Annotated in this window: 18 protein-coding genes and 1 tRNA gene; 4 read left to right on the plus strand and 15 right to left on the minus strand. The window is 59.0% G+C overall.

What is annotated here, in order from left to right; translation table 11 throughout:
- Position 1: 1 nt before the first annotated feature.
- The gene (locus GRI41_RS13205) at positions 2–970 is read right to left on the minus strand and encodes an SDR family NAD(P)-dependent oxidoreductase (RefSeq protein WP_160605575.1); all 969 of its coding nucleotides are present in this window, start codon (positions 968–970) and stop codon (positions 2–4) included.
- 111 nt (positions 971–1,081) lie between these two features.
- Positions 1,082–2,245 carry a mechanosensitive ion channel gene (locus tag GRI41_RS13210; protein WP_160605577.1) on the minus strand — a complete coding sequence of 388 codons (1,164 nt, stop codon included), beginning with the start codon at positions 2,243–2,245 and terminating at the stop codon, positions 1,082–1,084.
- A gap of 140 nt (positions 2,246–2,385) precedes the next feature.
- Between GRI41_RS13210 and GRI41_RS13215 the strand changes: the two genes are divergently transcribed.
- Positions 2,386–3,471 (plus strand): isoaspartyl peptidase/L-asparaginase family protein, encoded by a 1,086-nt coding sequence (locus GRI41_RS13215; protein ID WP_160605579.1) that lies wholly within the window; start codon positions 2,386–2,388, stop codon positions 3,469–3,471.
- Between the two features lie 3 nt (positions 3,472–3,474).
- On the opposite strand, the gene GRI41_RS13220 is transcribed toward GRI41_RS13215, so the two are convergent.
- The 8 genes from GRI41_RS13220 to GRI41_RS13255 all read right to left on the minus strand — a co-directional run bounded on the left by GRI41_RS13220 (position 3,475) and on the right by GRI41_RS13255 (position 11,194).
- Complete coding sequence (locus GRI41_RS13220) at positions 3,475–3,942, minus strand: GNAT family N-acetyltransferase (protein ID WP_328600561.1); 468 nt, start codon at positions 3,940–3,942, stop codon at positions 3,475–3,477.
- Positions 3,939–4,859, minus strand: a complete 921-nt coding sequence (locus GRI41_RS13225; RefSeq protein WP_160605581.1) for an RDD family protein — start codon at positions 4,857–4,859, stop codon at positions 3,939–3,941. Before GRI41_RS13225 ends, GRI41_RS13220 begins: the two co-directional genes overlap by 4 nt.
- Positions 4,856–5,917, minus strand: a complete 1,062-nt coding sequence (locus GRI41_RS13230) for a stage II sporulation protein M (protein WP_160605583.1) — start codon at positions 5,915–5,917, stop codon at positions 4,856–4,858. The genes GRI41_RS13225 and GRI41_RS13230 overlap by 4 nt, the downstream gene beginning before the upstream one ends.
- The gene (locus GRI41_RS13235; protein WP_160605585.1) at positions 5,914–7,242 is read right to left on the minus strand and encodes a DUF58 domain-containing protein; all 1,329 of its coding nucleotides are present in this window, start codon (positions 7,240–7,242) and stop codon (positions 5,914–5,916) included. The genes GRI41_RS13230 and GRI41_RS13235 overlap by 4 nt, the downstream gene beginning before the upstream one ends.
- Before the next feature lie 35 nt (positions 7,243–7,277).
- The gene (locus GRI41_RS13240; protein ID WP_160605890.1) at positions 7,278–8,234 is read right to left on the minus strand and encodes an AAA family ATPase; all 957 of its coding nucleotides are present in this window, start codon (positions 8,232–8,234) and stop codon (positions 7,278–7,280) included.
- A 17-nt stretch (positions 8,235–8,251) separates the two neighbouring features.
- Complete coding sequence (locus GRI41_RS13245) at positions 8,252–9,535, minus strand: DUF4350 domain-containing protein (RefSeq protein ID WP_160605587.1); 1,284 nt, start codon at positions 9,533–9,535, stop codon at positions 8,252–8,254.
- Positions 9,535–10,197, minus strand: a complete 663-nt coding sequence (locus GRI41_RS13250; protein WP_160605589.1) for a hypothetical protein — start codon at positions 10,195–10,197, stop codon at positions 9,535–9,537. The genes GRI41_RS13245 and GRI41_RS13250 overlap by 1 nt, the downstream gene beginning before the upstream one ends.
- A gap of 82 nt (positions 10,198–10,279) precedes the next feature.
- A complete protein-coding gene (locus tag GRI41_RS13255) occupies positions 10,280–11,194 on the minus strand; it encodes a prephenate dehydratase (RefSeq protein ID WP_160605592.1) in 915 nt (304 codons plus the stop codon).
- 149 nt (positions 11,195–11,343) lie between these two features.
- On the opposite strand from GRI41_RS13255, the gene GRI41_RS13260 reads away from it, so the two are divergent.
- Positions 11,344–12,021 (plus strand): c-type cytochrome, encoded by a 678-nt coding sequence (locus tag GRI41_RS13260; protein WP_160605594.1) that lies wholly within the window; start codon positions 11,344–11,346, stop codon positions 12,019–12,021.
- A gap of 23 nt (positions 12,022–12,044) precedes the next feature.
- Here the strand turns inward: GRI41_RS13260 and GRI41_RS13265 are convergent, their stop codons facing one another.
- Entirely contained in the window at positions 12,045–12,710 is a 666-nt protein-coding gene (locus tag GRI41_RS13265) for an RlmE family RNA methyltransferase (protein ID WP_160605596.1), read from the minus strand.
- Positions 12,707–13,936 (minus strand): Ppx/GppA phosphatase family protein, encoded by a 1,230-nt coding sequence (locus GRI41_RS13270; protein WP_160605598.1) that lies wholly within the window; start codon positions 13,934–13,936, stop codon positions 12,707–12,709. The genes GRI41_RS13265 and GRI41_RS13270 overlap by 4 nt, the downstream gene beginning before the upstream one ends.
- A gap of 175 nt (positions 13,937–14,111) precedes the next feature.
- Here GRI41_RS13270 and GRI41_RS13275 point away from each other — a divergent pair.
- Positions 14,112–14,185, plus strand: a tRNA-Gln gene (locus GRI41_RS13275).
- Positions 14,186–14,243: 58 nt separating this feature from the next.
- Complete coding sequence (locus GRI41_RS13280; protein WP_160605600.1) at positions 14,244–15,119, plus strand: LOG family protein; 876 nt, start codon at positions 14,244–14,246, stop codon at positions 15,117–15,119.
- Here the strand turns inward: GRI41_RS13280 and thiD are convergent, their stop codons facing one another.
- The 3 genes from thiD to glmM are packed head-to-tail and all read right to left on the minus strand — an operon-like array spanning position 15,120 to position 17,831.
- On the minus strand, positions 15,120–16,253 hold the full coding sequence (thiD, locus tag GRI41_RS13285; protein ID WP_160605602.1) for a bifunctional hydroxymethylpyrimidine kinase/phosphomethylpyrimidine kinase: 1,134 nt from the start codon (positions 16,251–16,253) through the stop codon (positions 15,120–15,122).
- 16 nt (positions 16,254–16,269) lie between these two features.
- Positions 16,270–16,494: a DUF1272 domain-containing protein gene (locus tag GRI41_RS13290; protein ID WP_160605604.1), complete on the minus strand. Its 225-nt coding sequence runs from the start codon at positions 16,492–16,494 to the stop codon at positions 16,270–16,272.
- Positions 16,494–17,831 (minus strand): phosphoglucosamine mutase, encoded by a 1,338-nt coding sequence (gene glmM / locus GRI41_RS13295; RefSeq protein WP_160605606.1) that lies wholly within the window; start codon positions 17,829–17,831, stop codon positions 16,494–16,496. The genes GRI41_RS13290 and glmM overlap by 1 nt, the downstream gene beginning before the upstream one ends.
- Between the last annotated feature and the right edge of the window lie 105 nt (positions 17,832–17,936).

Raw genomic sequence — 17,936 nt, forward strand, 5'->3', positions numbered from 1 at the left:
TCTAATAGGCGAATTTCTGACCGACCATTTGCTCGGAAATCGCCCATAGCTCGTCGGCCTTGGCGGGATCGAGCGCGTAGGATCGGACACCCGATTTCTCGTTCTCGTCGTCAACTGCGGAGACGTTGCAGTCTTCCAGATAGACGCCGCCTTTGCCCGCAAGATCGCTTGCCGTCGCCGCGACGCATGTGGTTGCGGCACCTTGCGGGATGGTTTTGAAACCCGAGGGTGTTTCTCCATCGCTTTCGCCAGCGCTTTTCTTGAACCGCGACATCATCCATTCGCGGTCCTCGTCGGTCATATGCCGGCCAAGATTGGTCAAAATCCCGCCGGGATGCACGGCATAAGAATGGATGCCCTGATCCGCAAGGCGGCTTTCAAGACCGACGGAGAACTGGATATTGGCGGTTTTGGACTGCCCGTATGCAGCCCATTTTTCATATTCGCGGCTTTCGTAATTCGGGTCATCGTGGTGAACCTCGTCAAAGAAATGGCCGCGTGACGACAGGTTGACGATGCGCTTGTCGGTTCCGGCCAGCACCAGCGGCATCAGCAGATTGGTCAGCAGGAAATGGCCGACATGATTGGTGCCGAACTGCATTTCGAAGCCGTCGGCGGTGCGCATCAAGGGGCAAGCCATGACCCCGGCATTGTTGATCAGCAGATCAATCTTGTCGAACCGCTCGCCCGCTTCCTTGGCACATGCACGCACGCTGTCGAGCGAGGCAAGATCGCACAGGATGGTCTCGACCTTTTCGTTGCCGCTACCCTCTTTGATCGCCGCGGATGCTTCATCCAGCTTGGCTTGGTCGCGCGCGGCGATAACCACATGCGCGCCTTTGGCTGCCATGGCCCGGGCGGTTTCCTGCCCGAGTCCTGACGCACCGCCGGTGATGAAAGCGAGTTTGCCCGATAGATCGTGTCCCTCAAGGGCCTCATCGGCAGTGGTGGTTGCTCCAAACGTGCTCATCGTGCTCTCCCTCAACTGGATCCAATCGCCCAAAGAAGAGGGGCGCAGGATTTCACCCCTACGCCCCTAACTTCTTTCAGCCCTCGATTGAAGGGCCGAGATGAATGCCGGTTATTTCTTCTTGTCCGACTCTTCCAGTTTTTTGGCCGCCCAATCGCGTCCGCCCAAGCCGAAAGCCAGTGCGCCGGCAACTGCCGTGCCGATCACCAATGCGCCGAAGGCCATGGCGACGATTTCCTCGCCGACACCCATGTAGCTCAGACCCATGAAAGTGAAGATCAGCATGGTCGCATAGCGTACCAATTTAGACGCTGTGCTGCCTTCGCTGGCGCCGGCAACGAAGCTGCTCACCAAATTGGCGATCAGGAAGCCAACGCCGATGATGACTGCGCCGAAAACCACACTTCCACCCAGTTCGAGGATCTTATTGATGATCTCCGTCAGTTCAGGGAAGCCAAGCAGTCTGGTTGCGGCGATGGCGAAGAACAGAATGATTGCAACCTGCGCAACGCGGGCGATCACTGTCGATGCGCTTGTCCCTGCCGGCAGCAAGCCGGTCGCTTCTACCGATCGGTCAATGCCAAGTCCGGACAGAAGATCGGTTAGAATACCGACAACGAAGCGGCTGATCAGGAAACCAATGCCCAGCAGCAGGCCAGCAGCGATGATGTTCGGAATAGCTGCCAAGATCATGCTCAGCATTTCCGTTGCTGGAACCGAAACGGCTTCGATTTCAAGAATGCCCAACGCGCCAATCGCAACCGGGATGGCGATAAACACGTAGATGATCACACCCAGTGTCTTGCTTATCGTATTGTTGCCGGTGACGTTCTCGACGCCGCCTTTGGATGCCCATTTGTCGAGATCGAGCGTTTGCATCGCGGTCACCGCGATATCGCGCACGATGCCTGCGATCATCAGGCCGATGAACAGCAGCAGGCCCGCACCAATCAGATTGGGCACAAGCGCCATAACATTGTTCAGCAAACTGTTGATCGGGCCGGCCACGCCATCAAGTTCAAAGACCTGAAGGATGCCGAGCAGACCGAACAGCCAGATAAACAGCGATACGATTTTTCCCAGTGACATGCCGACGGAGTCACCGCTCGAAGTATCGCGCTGCAGCAGCGTCACGTTGTCTACCAGTTTCGCAAATGCCCATTTTGCGGCTTTTGCAAGAGCCCAAGTTACAATCAGGATGGCGATTGCCATCAAGATATCCTGCGCAATATCCATCGCCAGGACTTGGTCGAACCTGTAATTTCCTAGTTGCATTGTTCATATCCCCCAAAGAGCTATGCCCCAGCAATAGCATGTTCGGCGCGCAAACCGAAATTGTAAATTTGTAAACACTTGAAAAGTGGCGCGCGCAGATTGGGTCTGGCGCGCGCCGGAGTGCCTGCTAATTTGGCAGCATGCGCTATTTGACCACCCTGTTCGCCTTTGTCGCCGCCGCCATGGCGCTCCCCGCTTTTGCCCAGGATCAGGGCGAAAATCCGAAATGGTCGATCGCCATTCATGGTGGCGCGGGCACGATGGACAAGGACACAATGACGCCAGAGCAGCAGGCCGAATATAGAGCGGCGCTGCAGAACGCGCTCGATGCGGGGGCAGAAGTGCTCAGGAACGGCGGCACAGCGATGGATGCGGTGAAGGCCGCTATCATGCCCATGGAAGATGATCCCAAGTTCAATGCCGGGCGCGGATCGGTATTCACTTGGGAAGGCGCGAATGAAATGGACGCCTCGATAATGGATGGCGCGACGCGTGAGGCAGGCGCGGTCACAGGCGTTCGCACGATCCGCAATCCGATCCTGCTTGCTGACGCGGTGATGCAGGATGGCCGCCATGTGTTCCTGAGCGGACTGGGCGCGGAAGAATTTGCCGATGGTGTCGGGCTGGAGCGCGCGGGCCCCGAATGGTTTGCCACTGAACATCGCAAGGAAGCGCTGGAGCGGATGAAGGCGCGCCAGCTCAGCGCTGCGGATGTGGACGCGAAGTTCGGCACAGTCGGCGCGGTTGTGCTCGACACGCATGGCAATATGGCAGCGGGCACTTCGACCGGTGGAATGACCGGCAAACGCTGGGGCCGGATCGGCGATTCACCGATAATCGGCGCGGGCAATTATGCCGACAACCGCAGCTGCGCGGTCTCTGCGACAGGGTCGGGTGAGTATTTTATTCGCGTGGGAGTGGCGCAGGAAATTTGCACGCGGCTGCGGATGGTTCGCCGCCATGCGTTGTTTGAAAGCGGCGGCAATCCAGAGCACGTTAAATGGTTGCAAGGCGAGAATTACGAACAGGTCATCGCCGATGCGGTGATGGCAGAAGTCAAAGAGCTGGGCGGGAGCGGCGGGATCATTCTTGTCACCCCCGAAGGAAGAGCGATCTTCAGTTTCAACACGCAGGGGATGTATCGCGGGAGAGCGTCGAGCGAAGGCGTGAATGAAGTCGCGATTTTTGGGGAAGCTGGGGCTACCGCCAGCCCTGAAGAGAAATAACCATCAGAGTTCCCGGCTCATGCACAGGCTGAATTCATCCGAAACATAGTTCCCGAATGCGGGGCATTTGGAAAAGCCGTGCTTTTCATAAAGGCGTTGCGCCGGGAGAAATTCCTTGGTCCCGCCGGTTTCCAGCCCCAGCCAGCAATAGCCGCGCCGCTTTGCTTCGCTGACAAGATACAACAAAATGGCTTCGCCCGCGCCTTTACCGCGAAAGTCAGGGGCGGCGCGCATTGATTTGAGCTCTCCGCGATTGTCGCCAAGCTGCTTGAGCGCCCCGCACGCAGCGAGCGTTCCATCGGACCACGCCGAATAGAATGTGACATCGGCCTCGCGCAATCGCTCCACCGGCATGGCGTGGACCTGGCAGGCGGGCGACCATTGATACATTTCTTCAAGATGCAATGTCAGCAATGCATTGACCGCTTCGCCGGTTAGATCATCCTCGATAATGGTATAATCGGTGGTCACGAGAATTTGTCCGCTTTGCGATTGCCAAACCGCATGCCGGTTTCCAGCCGGGCGCGCAGCTGTCCGTAAAACGCCTCTAGGAATGCGCGTTCATCACCAGCGCCGGCGTTCCAGCCGATCTTGTAGCAAATGGTTTCGGCCACCGCCTGCAGCGCTTCGGGCCGTCCGTCGCGCAAGACGCGTTCAAGCGTTTGCAGTTCGTATTCGCCATAGACCGAGAGTTCTTCGTCGCCAAAGCGGTATTCCGCACCGGTGATCGCGCTCGATCCATGTGCGACCGCGCCTTCGGTGGAAAGTGTCGCAGCCAGTTTCTGCTTTGGCGCATCGAGCACCCATGTGCCCGCGATCAAGTCTCCGGCGCGCATCGAATCCTTGTTGAAAAACGGGAACAGCATGAAGACGAGGGACCACAGCAGGCCCGCCCACCCGGCGGCCCCGCTTTCCCCGCTCGGCGCCAGCAGCAACAGCACCAGTGGCAGGAACAGCTCGATATCGCGTAGCAGGTTGCGCGCGACAATAGCCTCCGGCGTTAAACGCCCGCCATCGCGCGAGGCAACGCGGATGCCCGTGAGCCGTTTGCCCGGCGTTGCGCCGCGCGGCCCCATTTCAAACAGCATGAAATAGCCGTTCCACGCGAAGAACCACATCAGCGACCAGACGACGAACAGGAATTCTCCCGAACCTGGCAGCCCGTTCACTTCCTGCTCGACAAAAGTCCCTGCAGCGATCCAGATCAGGATCAATGTCAGCGTGATTGTCGTGACCGACAGAATCGTAAAGTCTAGCATCAGCGCGCCCGCGCGCGACCCGCGCGAGGCAATCGTCAGCGGCAGAGACACTCCCTCCGGTGTCACCATCAAGCGCTGCTTGCGCGCCTTGCGTTCACGTATTTGCGAGGGGAGGTAGGCAGAGCTCATATTTCGGCCTCCTTCTTCTCGCGGCCGAATGCGAAGAAATAGGTGATCCAGAAAATCAGCATGAACACGCCAATGATTGCGCGCGCTTCCGTTCCGGCCAGTTGACGGGGGAAGGCTTCGAGAAGCGCGGCAAAGACCAACATCAACACGACGCCGATCATAACTTGCGCCGCGCGTTGCCCGCTCTCTGCCGCTGCTGCGACAATTGATTGATGGCCCGGGAAGGCCATTTTGCGCCCGATATGCATGCCCGCAGCCCCTGCAAGCAGGATGGCGAACAGCTCGGTCGTGCCGTGCACGCTGAGCCATGCGACGAATTCCCATGCCAGGTCCTGACTGGAAAACAGCCACAGCATCGCGCCAAGCACCGCCATGTTGTGAACCAGCAGCATCAGCGATGGGATGCCAAAGGCAAAACCAAGCGCGAAGGCAAGGATCGAAACGCCCGCATTGTTGGTGAAAAGCTGCGCTGCGAAGGCGGACATGCCGCTGGCGCTGTCTTCTACCTTCAAGCTTTCGAGCAGCACTTCGCGGCTGGCCCCGGGAACGCGCGAGTCAGCAAATTGTGTGGGGACCAAGGAATAATACCATTCCTGGTCGCGCGACACCAAGAGCCAGCCGGTAATCGTGCCAGCCACCATCACAAATAGAGCGATGCAGATATCCAGCCAGATTTCCTGAATCGCCCGGCTGAGATTGCCGCCAAGGAATTTGCGCAGCCATGCGATCAGGCCCTGGCGCGGGCCGTAAACTTGAAACCATGCCCGCTGGACCAGCGATTCAAGATAGCTGAGCGTGGCTGAATCGAGCGATGTCTCTCGCGCCACCGCAAGACTGGACGCGGCCATCCTGTATAGCGTGGGTAAGGCCAGCACATCTTCGTCCGACAATTTGCGCAATCGGCCCTTTTCCAGCCGGGTGAGAATATCTTCGAGCCGCTTCCATTCGCTTTCGCGCTGTAGCCGGAATTTGTCGGACCTAAGCGCAGCGGCTTCGATATCGGGCGCGGCGTCGATTTCCGGCTTGCGGCTGAACATGCTGAGCGTTGGCGCTTTCATCCGATTGCTCCCCGCCGTTTTATGTCGAGATAGGAATCGATCAGCCGGTACCCGATCTGGTCCCAAGGCGCTTCGATAATGTCGACTCCCATCTGGCGAAGCCGCTGCAAGACCAGCGCACGCTGCCGGTTTAGCGTATCGGCGGTTACCGCCACTGCCAGACTGTCGAGCGTGTTGGGTTCGGCCTGCGCCAGCTCGCTGAGCTCTGCGTCTTCGATTGTCACGAACAGAACCAGATGTTTCTCGACCAGACGGCCCACGCTTTCGATCATCATTTCCGCACCGGTCGGGTCGGTGAAATCCGTGAACAGGATGATCAGCGAGCGGCGCTGAAGCCGCGCGGTGAGCGATGCGAGAGCCAGCGTGAAATTGGGCTCTTCAGAGTGGTAGTCCAAACCCGCTGCGGCCGATTGCAATTGGTAAAATGCGCGCGTGTCGCCCACAAAGGGGGTCATCACTTCGGGGCGCTGGGCAAATCCGAACAGCGATACCCGGTCGCCGCCTTTGAGCGCGACATAGGATGCGGTGAGAGCTGCTGTGACCGCACGATCAATGCGCGGCAGGCCTTCCACCGGTTCGCACATCGACAGGCCGCAATCGAAAGCGAATACGATCTGGTTGTTGCGCTCGCTTTCATTTTCGCGGGCGTAAAGATTGGTATGGCGCGCGCTGGCTTTCCAGTCGATCCGGCGGCGATCCATGCCCGATTCATACTCGCTCAAGGCTTCGAATTGGGTGCCTTCCCCGCGAATACGCCGCGCGATCAGGCCGAATTGCGCATCGCGCAGATAGTTTTGCAATTCGGGTGACCGGATCGGTGAAAGATCGGGCCAGATGCGCACTTCCTGATCCACATCATGCGTGATTTGCCGTGCGCCCAGCCCAAGCGGACCTGTCCAGCGGAGCCACATCTGGCTGATTTGCGCGGTTCCGCGCCGTGTCGGAACGGGTTCGGCGACGCCGTGCCAGCTATCGGTTGCACGATCAAATTGTAGCGCGGTTTCAATCCGCCCGTCTTCTTCCAGCCGGGTGTCGACTTGCACCGCGGCTTCAGGAGCGGAATTGCTTGCGCGTCCGGCAAATTCTGCGGCCACCACCAGCTTTGTCGGTTCGCCGATCTCGCAATCGGATTCGGCCAAAACGCTCCAGTCCTTGAGCCTTCCTGCGAGCGCGCCATCGAGCACCACCAGCACCAGCAAAGCGACTGCCGCTGCGGGTACAAACAGCCATGCATCGGGCGCGGTTGCGGCGATGACAATCGCGACCGGCGCGGCCAGAGCCGTCAACCATGCCGCGCGGGCTGTGGGGAGGATGGGGAAGGTCAAATTGCTATCCTGGTTCGCCTATTCTCGGTGTGTGCTCAGCGCGGCGCTTCGGTGTTTTCGACCAGCTCGCCGACCAGTGCTTCCATCTCGCGGCCCTCGATTTCGGCAGCGGGGCTGAGCGCGAGGCGGTGGCGCAGCACCGCAACTGCCAGCGCTTTCACATCATCCGGGATGACATAGTCGCGCCCGGCCAATGCGGCGCGCGCGCGCGATGCACCGGCCAGCAGCACCGCCGCACGCGGGCTTGCCCCGCTCGACAGATCGGCGTTTTCGCGGGTGGCGCGGATCAACCGCACGATATAATTGGTGATTTCATCGGACACGGTGATCGCATTCAATGCTTCGCCAGCCGCAGCGATTTTTGCCGCATCGACCACTGGCTTGATCCCGAAATCGCTGGCGCTTTGCGGGCCGCGCTTGTCGCCAAAGCGGGCAATGATCGCTGTTTCCTCTTCCTCGCTCGGGTAATCGACCAGCAGCTTGAACAGGAAACGGTCGAGCTGCGCTTCGGGCAACGGATAGACCCCTTGGTTCTCGATCGGATTTTGCGTTGCAACCACCATGAAGCGATCCGGCAGCGCGTGCGTTTCACCATCCAGCGTGACGCGGCGTTCCTGCATCGCTTCCAGCAAGGCAGCCTGCGTTTTGGGCGGTGTCCGGTTGATCTCGTCAGCCAGCAGCAATTCGCAAAAGATCGGCCCGCGCGTCAGCGTGAATGTGCTGGTCTGGAAGTTGAACAGGTTGGAGCCGAGAATATCGCCGGGCAGAAGGTCGGGCGTGAACTGGATGCGCCCAAAATCAAGGCCGAGTGCGTGGCTGAAACACTGCGCGAGGAAAGTCTTCGCCGTTCCCGGCGGGCCTTCGAGCAGAACGTGCCCCTGGCTGAGCAAGGCGATCAGCAAGTGATCGACGGTTTCGGTCTGTCCGACCACCGCCTTTGCAACCTCGCCGCGAATGGCATCGGCCAGATTGCGGACATCGTCGAGCGCCATGGCGCCTGTTGTCTCGGTCATTTGTTCAGCATCCTTTCAATGGATTTCAGCGCGGCTGCTGCGCGCAATATCTCGTTCGGGTGTCGGGCAGCGCGCAATTGCCGGGCGCTGGCGGAAAACAGGGGCGCACCGGGTACACGCTTGTGCAACGCGGCATCGATGGCATCATCATCGGGCTTGCGCAGCGCGAGCGCGTGGACGATCCTTTCGCGCATCATGTCGGCATAGGGCTGCGACAATAGATGGAGCCGCTTGCTGCGCTGGATGAAGCCCGCGCTATTCTTGACGAGCCGTGCTTTGCCAAAGGCGATGGCGCGGCCTTCGCTCACCGGCGGGCCGAACCGGCGGAAGGCACGCCATGCAATCACGATCATCGCCAGCATCAAACAGAGCGTCGCGGCCAGAAATGGCGGCGTAAAAGCCAGCGTCAGCAGGTTTTGCGAAGCGCCGAGGCCGTTCAATGTCAGATCGAAAACAATCGGCAGATCCTCTCCCTCCATCGCCGTTTCGATCAACGCGGAAGCCAGTTGCGCGCGGGCGCTGTCGGCAAGGCCGTAATTGTTGAGCAGGTCGGGTTCGACGACAAAGGTCACTCCCCATTTGTCTGAATCGAGATAGTCCCCATCGCCAGAGGGAACACCGGCGGCTTGCGCGAGCACCGGATAATAACCATCATCGTCGGCATATCCGGCCAGTATCGCGCCGCCCTGTCCGCGAACCAACGGGACCAACATGCCCGATTGCGAGCCCATTGCCACTTTGGGGTCAGGCAATCCGCCTGAAAGTCCCAATCCCGACCAGCCAGTCGAACTGTCGCTGATCGACGGATCAAGTTCGAAATCGAGTTCGCTCGACCAAGCGGGCACCGAACTGCCCGACAGGATAACCCAACCCTCTTTTGCGTCGCTGCCAAATCTCACAGGGGCTTGGAATGCATTCCATTTGGGCAGGATGACCAAAGTTGGCCCTGACCAGCGCCGGTCATTGATGATCTGGGACAATTCTTCCGGGTCGGCAAAAGTGGGCGGGGTCAGGATCAGCAGGCTGTCGGTTGAAAGCGTGCTTTGGGTGCGGGACCGGCTGACTGCGTACCCCTGTTCTTCGAGCATACCGGCCAATGCGGCATAACCGTTGAGCCCTTTGCCGCCGGCATGCCCGCCACCATCATTGGTGTTTCCACCCGTTTGGCCCGACCCGATGAGGTAAAGCATCGCGACAAACGCAAGCGCGCCAAACAGAAGCATGGCCAAAACAACTTTGGGATTAAACGCGTTTCCCGAACCTGAGCCGGTGCGGGCCATCAGATTTCCTCCACCAGACGCTGCAGCGCAAAATCGGCATAGGCGCTTCGCGCTGCCTTCCAGTCATCCGCGCCCAATTTCTTGAGAGCAAACAGGCTGCGCTCGACCCGATCTGCAATTGTAGAAAAGGCTGCGCGGGCGGGGGCCGGTAGCGCGGGTAGCGATGCCAGTTCGCGCGCGGTGCTCGATGGCTCGACCCAGCCCGGGCGCACAGAGGAAATCTGGCTGACGCTGCGCTTTAACAGCAGATGGGTGGCCTCGTCATAGCGACCTTCAGCGGCCAGCCGGTCGGCATCTTCGAGCAGCGCGAGAGCTTCCTCTTCGGGCGGAACCCAATCATCTTCTTCTTGCGAGCCGTCCTTGGCCGCCAGGTCGAGCACCGGAGCGAGCAATTTCCACAGCAGATACAAAACCATCAATACCGCTAACGCGATCAGGACCCATTTCACAACCGGCCAAGACGCACCGAACATTCCCCCAACCGGTTCAAAAATTTCACCCAGCCAGCGAAAAACATCGTCGAGCCAGTTCGGGCTGGGCGGGTCGCGTTCAGGTATCTCGATCGGAGCATATTGTATTGAATCGTCGGCGCGGACGCTTTCCCAGCCATTTGCCGGTGCACCCCCTGCATCCGTTTCAATCTGAACTGGCGCCGTAGTCACTTCTACGTCGTGGCAGAGCGCGCCGCACGGCGCAAGCGTCTGTCGGCGCTAACTATCTGAAACACGCAGAAAGTGCGCGATTTCACGCGGTTCCGCGCGCGCGTGCCTGTCGGTAGCTGCCAAGAATGCGCAATTCCTTGCAATGAAATGCCAGCTCTTCGAGCGCGCGATCAACCGCAGGATCGCCCGGGGTGCCGACAATATCCGCATAAAACATCGTCGCCGCAAAACTCGCGCCTTTCTGATAGCTTTCCAGTTTGGTCATATTGACGCCATTGGTCGCAAATCCGCCCATCGCTTTATACAGCGCGGCAGGGATGTTCTTCACTTCAAACACGAAAGTTGTCATCGCGGTTTCATCGCCCAGACTCTTCGGGTCGAGCGCCTCTTTCGCGAGGATGACAAAGCGCGTCATGTTGTCATGCGCGTCTTCGACTTTGTCTTCAGCAATTTGTAGGCCGTAAAGATCAGCGGCCAGCTTGGGGGCGATGGCGGCGATCGTGGGATCGCCGCGTTCGGCAACATGCGCTGCCGCGCCTGCGGTGTCTGCATAACTCAGCGGGACAATACCCCGTTCGCGCAAGAAATGCCGCGACTGACCCAGCGCTTGTGGATGGCTATAGGCTGCGTCGAACGGGCCCAGTGTTCCGTCCTCATGCGGGATCGCCATCAGCGCGTGGGTGATCGGCATGAAATATTCGCCGACAATCGCCAAGCCGCTTTCGGGCAGCAGAAAATGGATATCAGCCACACGGCCATTCTGGCTGTTTTCAATCGGGATGATCGCGCAGCCCGCAAGATCCTGTTTCACCGCATCCAGCGCGTCTTCAAAGCTGAAGCAGGGCAGCGGAAGAAAATCGGCGGTGGCCTGAGTCGCGGCATAATGCGAATTGGCACCGGGCGATCCTTGCAGCGCAACCGCGCGTGCAGGGTCGGCAGCAGCGGCTTTGCGCATTTTTTCGACGATATCGTGGGCGGGTTTAGGAAAGCTATGCATTGCCTGTTGCGCCTAACCGCGTGGTGAGCGCTGTTCAATGGTGTAAATCAGGCAACAATTGATGCAATCGCGGCTATTGCAGTCTGCCGGAGCAATCACTAAGGCGACGCGCATACACGCTAATCTTAAATTTCGCGGATAGTTTACGCATGGACGATCGTTTTAACACAGCAGCCGGTTGGGTACTTTTTTCCGGAATCATTGCATTGGGCCTGTCGATCATTAGCGGCATGTTCTTCGATACGCATCGGCCAGAGGCGATGGGCTATCCGATCGAGGTTGCAGATGCCGAAGGCGGCGCGGACGCTGGACCCGATTTGGGAACACTGCTCGCCAGCGCAGATGTTGCAGCAGGCGAATCCGAAGCAGCGGGCCGGTGCGGAACCTGCCACACTTTCAATCAGGGCGGCGCTGCGGGCACAGGCCCCAATCTTTACGGCGTTCTGGGCAAAGGCTTTGCATCTAACCCCGGCTTTGCGAATTACAGCGGTGACCTGAAGGGCGCAGGCGGAACCTGGGATTGGGAAACGATGAATCGCTGGATTCTAAACCCCAAAGGCTTGGTACCCGGAACTACCATGGGCTTCGCCGGACTGAAAAATGACCAGGCCCGCGCCAATATTCTGGCTTACCTTAACAGCCTTGGTTCGAATCTGCCGCTCCCCGAGCCGGTGGTTGCCGAAGAAGCTGATGAAGGCGACGCTGCAGAGGGTGAAGAAGCAACCGAAGGCGAAGCGGAAGCAACCGAAGGCGAAGCGGAAGCCGCGGATGGCGAAGCTGATGCCAGCGAAGAGACTGCAGAAGCAGAAGAAGCAGCAGCAGAGTAAGTTTCGCTTTTTTCGCTGGGGCGTTAGTCGCGCCCTTTGAATCCCTGCGCCACCACATACCATTCGGATGAGCCCTTGCGGCTGGCCGGCGGCTTGGCGTGCTTGACTGTTTTGAAATGCTTTTTCAGCAGGTCGAGCAATTCCCTGTCTGTGCCGCCCGCCAGAACCTTTGCGATATAGGTTCCGCCTTCGGATAGTGTCTCTACCGCGAACCACGCACCGGCTTCGACCAGCCCCATTGTGCGCAAATGGTCGGTTTGCTTATGGCCCACGGTGTTTGCGGCCATATCGGACATCACCAGATCGGGCGGCCCGTCGAGCGCATTTTCCAGCGCGGCGGGCGCATCATCATCAATGAAATCCATCTGGAAGATCGTTACCCCGTCAATCGGTTCGACTTCGAGCAGGTCAATTCCCACAATCGCCGCCTTGGGCGCCACTTTGCGGACGACCTGGCTCCAACCGCCTGGTGCAATGCCCAGATCGACCACGCGCTGAATCCCTTTCAGCACTTTGAATTTTTCGTCGAGTTCGATCAGTTTGTAGGCCGCGCGGCTTCGATAGCCGTCAGCCTTGGCCTGCTTGACGTAGGGGTCGTTCAACTGGCGCTGCAACCACAGGGTCGATGATTGTGTGCGCTTCTTGGCTGAACGGACGCGTTTATCCGGATTCTTTCCTGACCGGCTCATTTGGCATTCCGGATTTCTAGGCCGCGCATTTCCATCCGGTGCCGCTCACCTTCTGCATCGGCCGCCATCAGGCTGCGCAAGATACCCTCGCGAATTCCGCGATCCGCCACGCCCAGACGTTCGGCCGGCCAGATGTCCAGAATCGAATCGAGGATCGCGCATCCGGCCACCACCAGATCGGCCCGGTCAGGCCCGATACAGGGCAGCTCCCCGCGTTCCTCCAGCGACATGCCCGAAAGGCGCGTGCTGATATCGCGCATGGCCTGCGATGGTACGATCAAGCCATCAACTTCGCGCCGGTCGTAATGGGGCAGCTCAAGATGCAGACTGGCGAGCGTGGTCACCGTGCCGCTGGTCCCCAACAGCCGGATTTCCTCGCCCTGATTGGCATGTTTGGCGATACGTTTGGCAAAGGGGGCAAAGCTGCCTGCAACGACGCGCCGCATTTCGGCATAACGCTCCAGACGTTCTTCGCGCGTGCCGGTGCACCGGCCAACCGTATCGGTTAGCGAGACGACACCCCACGGCACGCTCTGCCAGTCAATGATACGCGGAATTTTGCCGCCCGGTTCGATCAGGATCAATTCCGTGGAACCGCCGCCAATATCGAAGATAACCGCTTGGCCTTCGCCGCCTTCCAGCAGGATGTGGCAGCCAAGGACTGCGAGGCGCGCCTCTTCCTCCGCCGTGATAATATCCAGAACTATGCCTGTTTCTTTGCGGACCTGTTCGATAAAGGCGGGGCCGTTTGAGGCGCGGCGGCAGGCTTCGGTGGCAACCGACCGGGCCAAATGGACATTGCGGCGGCGCAGCTTTTCGGCGCAGACCTTGAGCGCGCCCAGCGTTCGTTCCATCGCCTCGTCGCTCAGCCTGCCCGACATGGCGAGCCCTTCGCCAAGCCGGACCACGCGGCTGAAGGCATCGATCACGGTGAAATTTTCGCCCGATGGCCGGGCAATCAGCAGGCGGCAATTGTTGGTGCCCAGATCAAGCGCGGCATAGGCTTGCCTGCGGTGCGCGGGTTTTCCGCGGGCCGCCTGAAAGGATGGCTTCGTGCTGGTGCTGTTCGGTTTTTGCCCGTTACGCGCGTCGCCAAGCGAGCGTTTTGCAGACGGCGTTTTGGACTGTGAGGGGGGACGATAGCGAAAATCTGCTACCTTGCCGGACTTCTCGACCCCTCTTTGGTCAGCCCTGTTATTGTTGTCCGGCGGAGAAAAGTCCGCCATTTCAGTACTTTCTATTTCCTCTCACGATTTATTCGTGAGGACCTGACGCCAATGCTAACGGTGAAGCGGTGTTTGGGCAAGCATCGCATGCAGATTGCGGCCTTGACCTTGGATGCGCGCGAACCTACTTGCGCCACCGCGCGGCGAGCCTCCACCGATTCCCGCGCTGGCTTGGTGCCCCGTCGTCTAATGGTAAGACTGCGGACTCTGACTCCGTCAATTGAGGTTCGAATCCTCACGGGGCATCCATACTGCGCTCAGCAATCACCGGCTTGTGCCGTGCTCTTTCAAGCCGTATCGCTTGCGTATGACAGATAAAAAAGACGACCACGATCTGGGTGATCGTAAATTCTATCCCGCTGAACAGGAACAGAAGTTCTACGAAGCCGGACCCAGAAGCACTCCGCAAACAGAGCATCCCGCATACAAGCTGGCGTTTCAGGATCACGACTTCCTGCTGCGCGACGAACTGCGCCCGGTGCGCTTCCAACTGGAGCTGCTTAAGCCCGAGATGCTGCTTGACGAGGCGGGCGTTGGATCGACGCTGGTCATGTATGGTTCGGCGCGTATTCCATCACCCGATGCGGCAGAGGACCTTGTCGCAAATGCCCCGGAAGAGGGGAAACAAGTCGCCAAGAATCTCGCGGCCAAAGCAAAATATTACCAAGAGGCTTTCAATCTGGCGAAAATGGTCAGCGAGAAAGCGATTGTCGAAAACGGCAAACGCCAATTCGTTGTTACATCGGGCGGCGGCCCGTCGATCATGGAAGCGGCCAATCGCGGTGCTTCTGAAGCAGGTGCGGAATCGATCGGCCTCAATATCATCTTGCCGCATGAGCAAGCGCCCAACGCCTATGTGACACCTTATCTCTCGCTCAATTTCCACTATTTCGCATTGCGCAAGATGCACTTCCTGTTGCGCGCGCGTGCGGTGGCGGTTTTCCCTGGCGGATTCGGCACATTTGACGAATTTTTCGAACTCCTGACACTGATCCAGACGGGCAAGATGAAGCGCATTCCCATTGTGTTGTTCGGCAAGGATTTCTGGACGCGGGTGGTCGATTTTGAAGCTATCGCGGATGAAGGGACGATCAGCCATAAGGATCTTGACCTGATCCATTGGGCCGAAACCGCCGAGGATGCATGGGCGCATATCGCCGAATTTTACGAGCTTAATCGCTAGCTAAATCCGCCACGGCGGATAGCGGCGATCTTCTCCGGCTTGATAAAAGCAAATGCGATTGCCGCTTGGGTCGCTGATCCAGCATTCGCGCCAATTCCAGCCTTGATCAACCGGCTGCGGGCAGGCGATCCCTTGATCGCGCAGCTGGCCGGTGATGGCATCGACGTCGAGACATTCGAAATAGACGGACGCCCCGCCGATTTCGCCATGTCCGGTGGAAACTGACAGCGTCGCGCCGCCGGGGCTTTCAAAGCGCGCATAGCCATTGGAAGGGCTGTCGACGATCTGGACCAGGCCGATGGCGCGATAGAACAGCACGGCTTCTTCATAATTGCCGACCGGTAGAGTTATCTGGTTGAGCCGCGGCTCGCCCGTGAGATCCATCCGCACCGCCTGATGGCCAAGCGGACCGGCCATCGCACCATAACCGGGCGCATCGTGCAGCGCCAAACGAACGAACTCGCGTGCTCTACCGACGGCATCTTTCAAGGACAGACCAAAACCAAGAAACGTCGCGATCGCGCTAGAAAGCGAACATCCGGTGCCATGTGTATGGCGCGTGGCAATCTTTGGCGCGGTCCAGATGCAATCATCGACCCCCGGGCGGACAAGCCTGTCGGTGACCATTTTGGCGTCAACGTCTCCGCCTTTTGCCAGATGGGCGATGTCGCGCGCCGCCAGAGCGCCGCTTCCCCCCAAAATTTCGAGCTCTGCCACATTCGGGGTGGTCAGCGTGGCCATTGCCATCAATCGCTCGAACGCTGCGATGGTTTGTTCGTCCGCCAGCGCCGATCCGCTGGTCGCGACCATTACCGGATCGAACACTATCGGGACGTCCAGCTGTTCCAGCCGGCCTGCGACCACATCGGCAATCTCTGGCGATCCCAACATGCCGATCTTTACCGCATCGACGCCGATATCGGTCAGGCAGCTATCGATCTGTTGGCCGACAAATTCGGCCGAATGCGTTTCTTCCGCCTGTACGCCCAATGTGTTTTGCGCGGTGACCGATGTAATGGCGGTCATCGCATAGCCGCCAAGCATGGTAGTGGTTTTGATGTCGGCCTGAATGCCAGCGCCGCCCGAACTGTCCGATCCGGCGATAGAGAGAATCCTTGGTGGTTTTTTCGCCACGGCCAATCCTATCGGTTCATGCCTTGAATTTCCGTTCGGTGCTCGCCGGATATTTCTGTTGCAAGGCCTTTGAGCGCGTAGGCCGGTCCATCAGCTCGCCGCCGCAATTGGAGCAGATATCGTCAAGATCATCGGCGCATTCCGCACAGAATGTGCATTCGAAGCTGCAGATAAACGCACCGGGCGCATGGGCGGGCGTATCGGCGCCGCACCGTTCGCAATCGGGGCGCATTTCCAGCATTATGCCGCCTCTTTTACAGCGTCGCAGATCCGGTCGACGATGTTTTCGACCTGCGCTTCGTCATCGCCTTCGGCCATCACGCGGATCACCGGCTCGGTTCCCGAAGCGCGGATCACCAACCGGCCGTTCCCGGCGAGCTCTCGCTCCGCTTCCGCAATAACCGCTTTGACTGTTTCATTCTCCAGCGGCGCGCCGCCTTGATAGCGAACATTTTTCAGCAATTGCGGCACCGGGTCGAACAGATGCATCAACTCGCTGGCTTTCTTGCCCGATCGGACCAGACCCGCAAGAACGCGCAAAGCGGCGGTCGTGCCATCGCCTGTCGTTGCATAATCGAGCAGAATAATATGGCCCGACTGTTCGCCGCCGACATTGAATCCGCCCTCGCGCATTTTCTCCAGCACATGCCGGTCACCCACTTTCGCGCGTTCCAGCGTCAGGCCGATCGATTCCAGATAACGTTCAAGCCCGAGATTTGACATCACCGTTGCGACCAGACCGCCACCGGTTAGCTCCCCCTTTTCCGCCATGCGGGTGGCGATCAGCGCCATGATCTGGTCGCCATCGACCGTCTGGCCTTTCTCGTCGATCACGATCAACCGGTCCGCGTCGCCATCCAGCGCGATCCCGATATCAGCCTTCTCCTCGACGACTTTGGCTTTGAGCGCATCAAGCGATGTGGATCCGACGCCGTCATTGATGTTGGTACCATTGGGGGACACGCCCAATGCAATCACTTCTGCGCCCAGTTCCCAGATAGCGGAGGGCGCAACCTGATAGGCCGCGCCATTGGCGCAATCGACCACCACTTTCAGATCGTCAAACCGCGTTTCGTCGGAAACCGACTGTTTGACCGCGTGGATATAGCGGCCCTGCGCATCGTCGATCCGGCGGGCGCGACCGATCCCGGGGGCAGGGGCCAATTCCTGCTTGCCCTCGATGGCGGCTTCAATTGCAAGCTCGTCCTCGTCGGACAATTTGAACCCGTCGGGGCCGAACAGCTTGATCCCGTTATCTTCATAACGGTTGTGGCTTGCTGAAATCATCACGCCCATGTCAGCGCGCATCTCTTTGGTCAGCAGTGCAATTGCGGGTGTTGGCAACGGTCCGGTCATGATCACATCCATGCCGACACTGGTAAAGCCAGCCACCAATGCGCTTTCCATCATATAGCCTGACAGCCGCGTATCCTTGCCAATCACCACGCGGTGCCGGTGGTCGCCGCGCATGAAATGCCGCCCGGCTGCCTGGCCAACGCGCATTGCGATATCCGCCGTCATCACGCCCTGATTGGTGCGTCCCCTGATGCCATCAGTACCGAAAAACTTGCGTGCCATAATTGAGATTCTTGCCCCTGAGATTTGCCACAGGCTTCTGGCGCGATTACGCGGGCTTGTGAAGGGCCGCGACGCTAATTCGCAGTCAAATCTGGTAAACAGGGG

It is taken from the genome of Pontixanthobacter aquaemixtae, assembly GCF_009827395.1.
Lineage (GTDB): Bacteria > Pseudomonadota > Alphaproteobacteria > Sphingomonadales > Sphingomonadaceae > Pontixanthobacter > Pontixanthobacter aquaemixtae.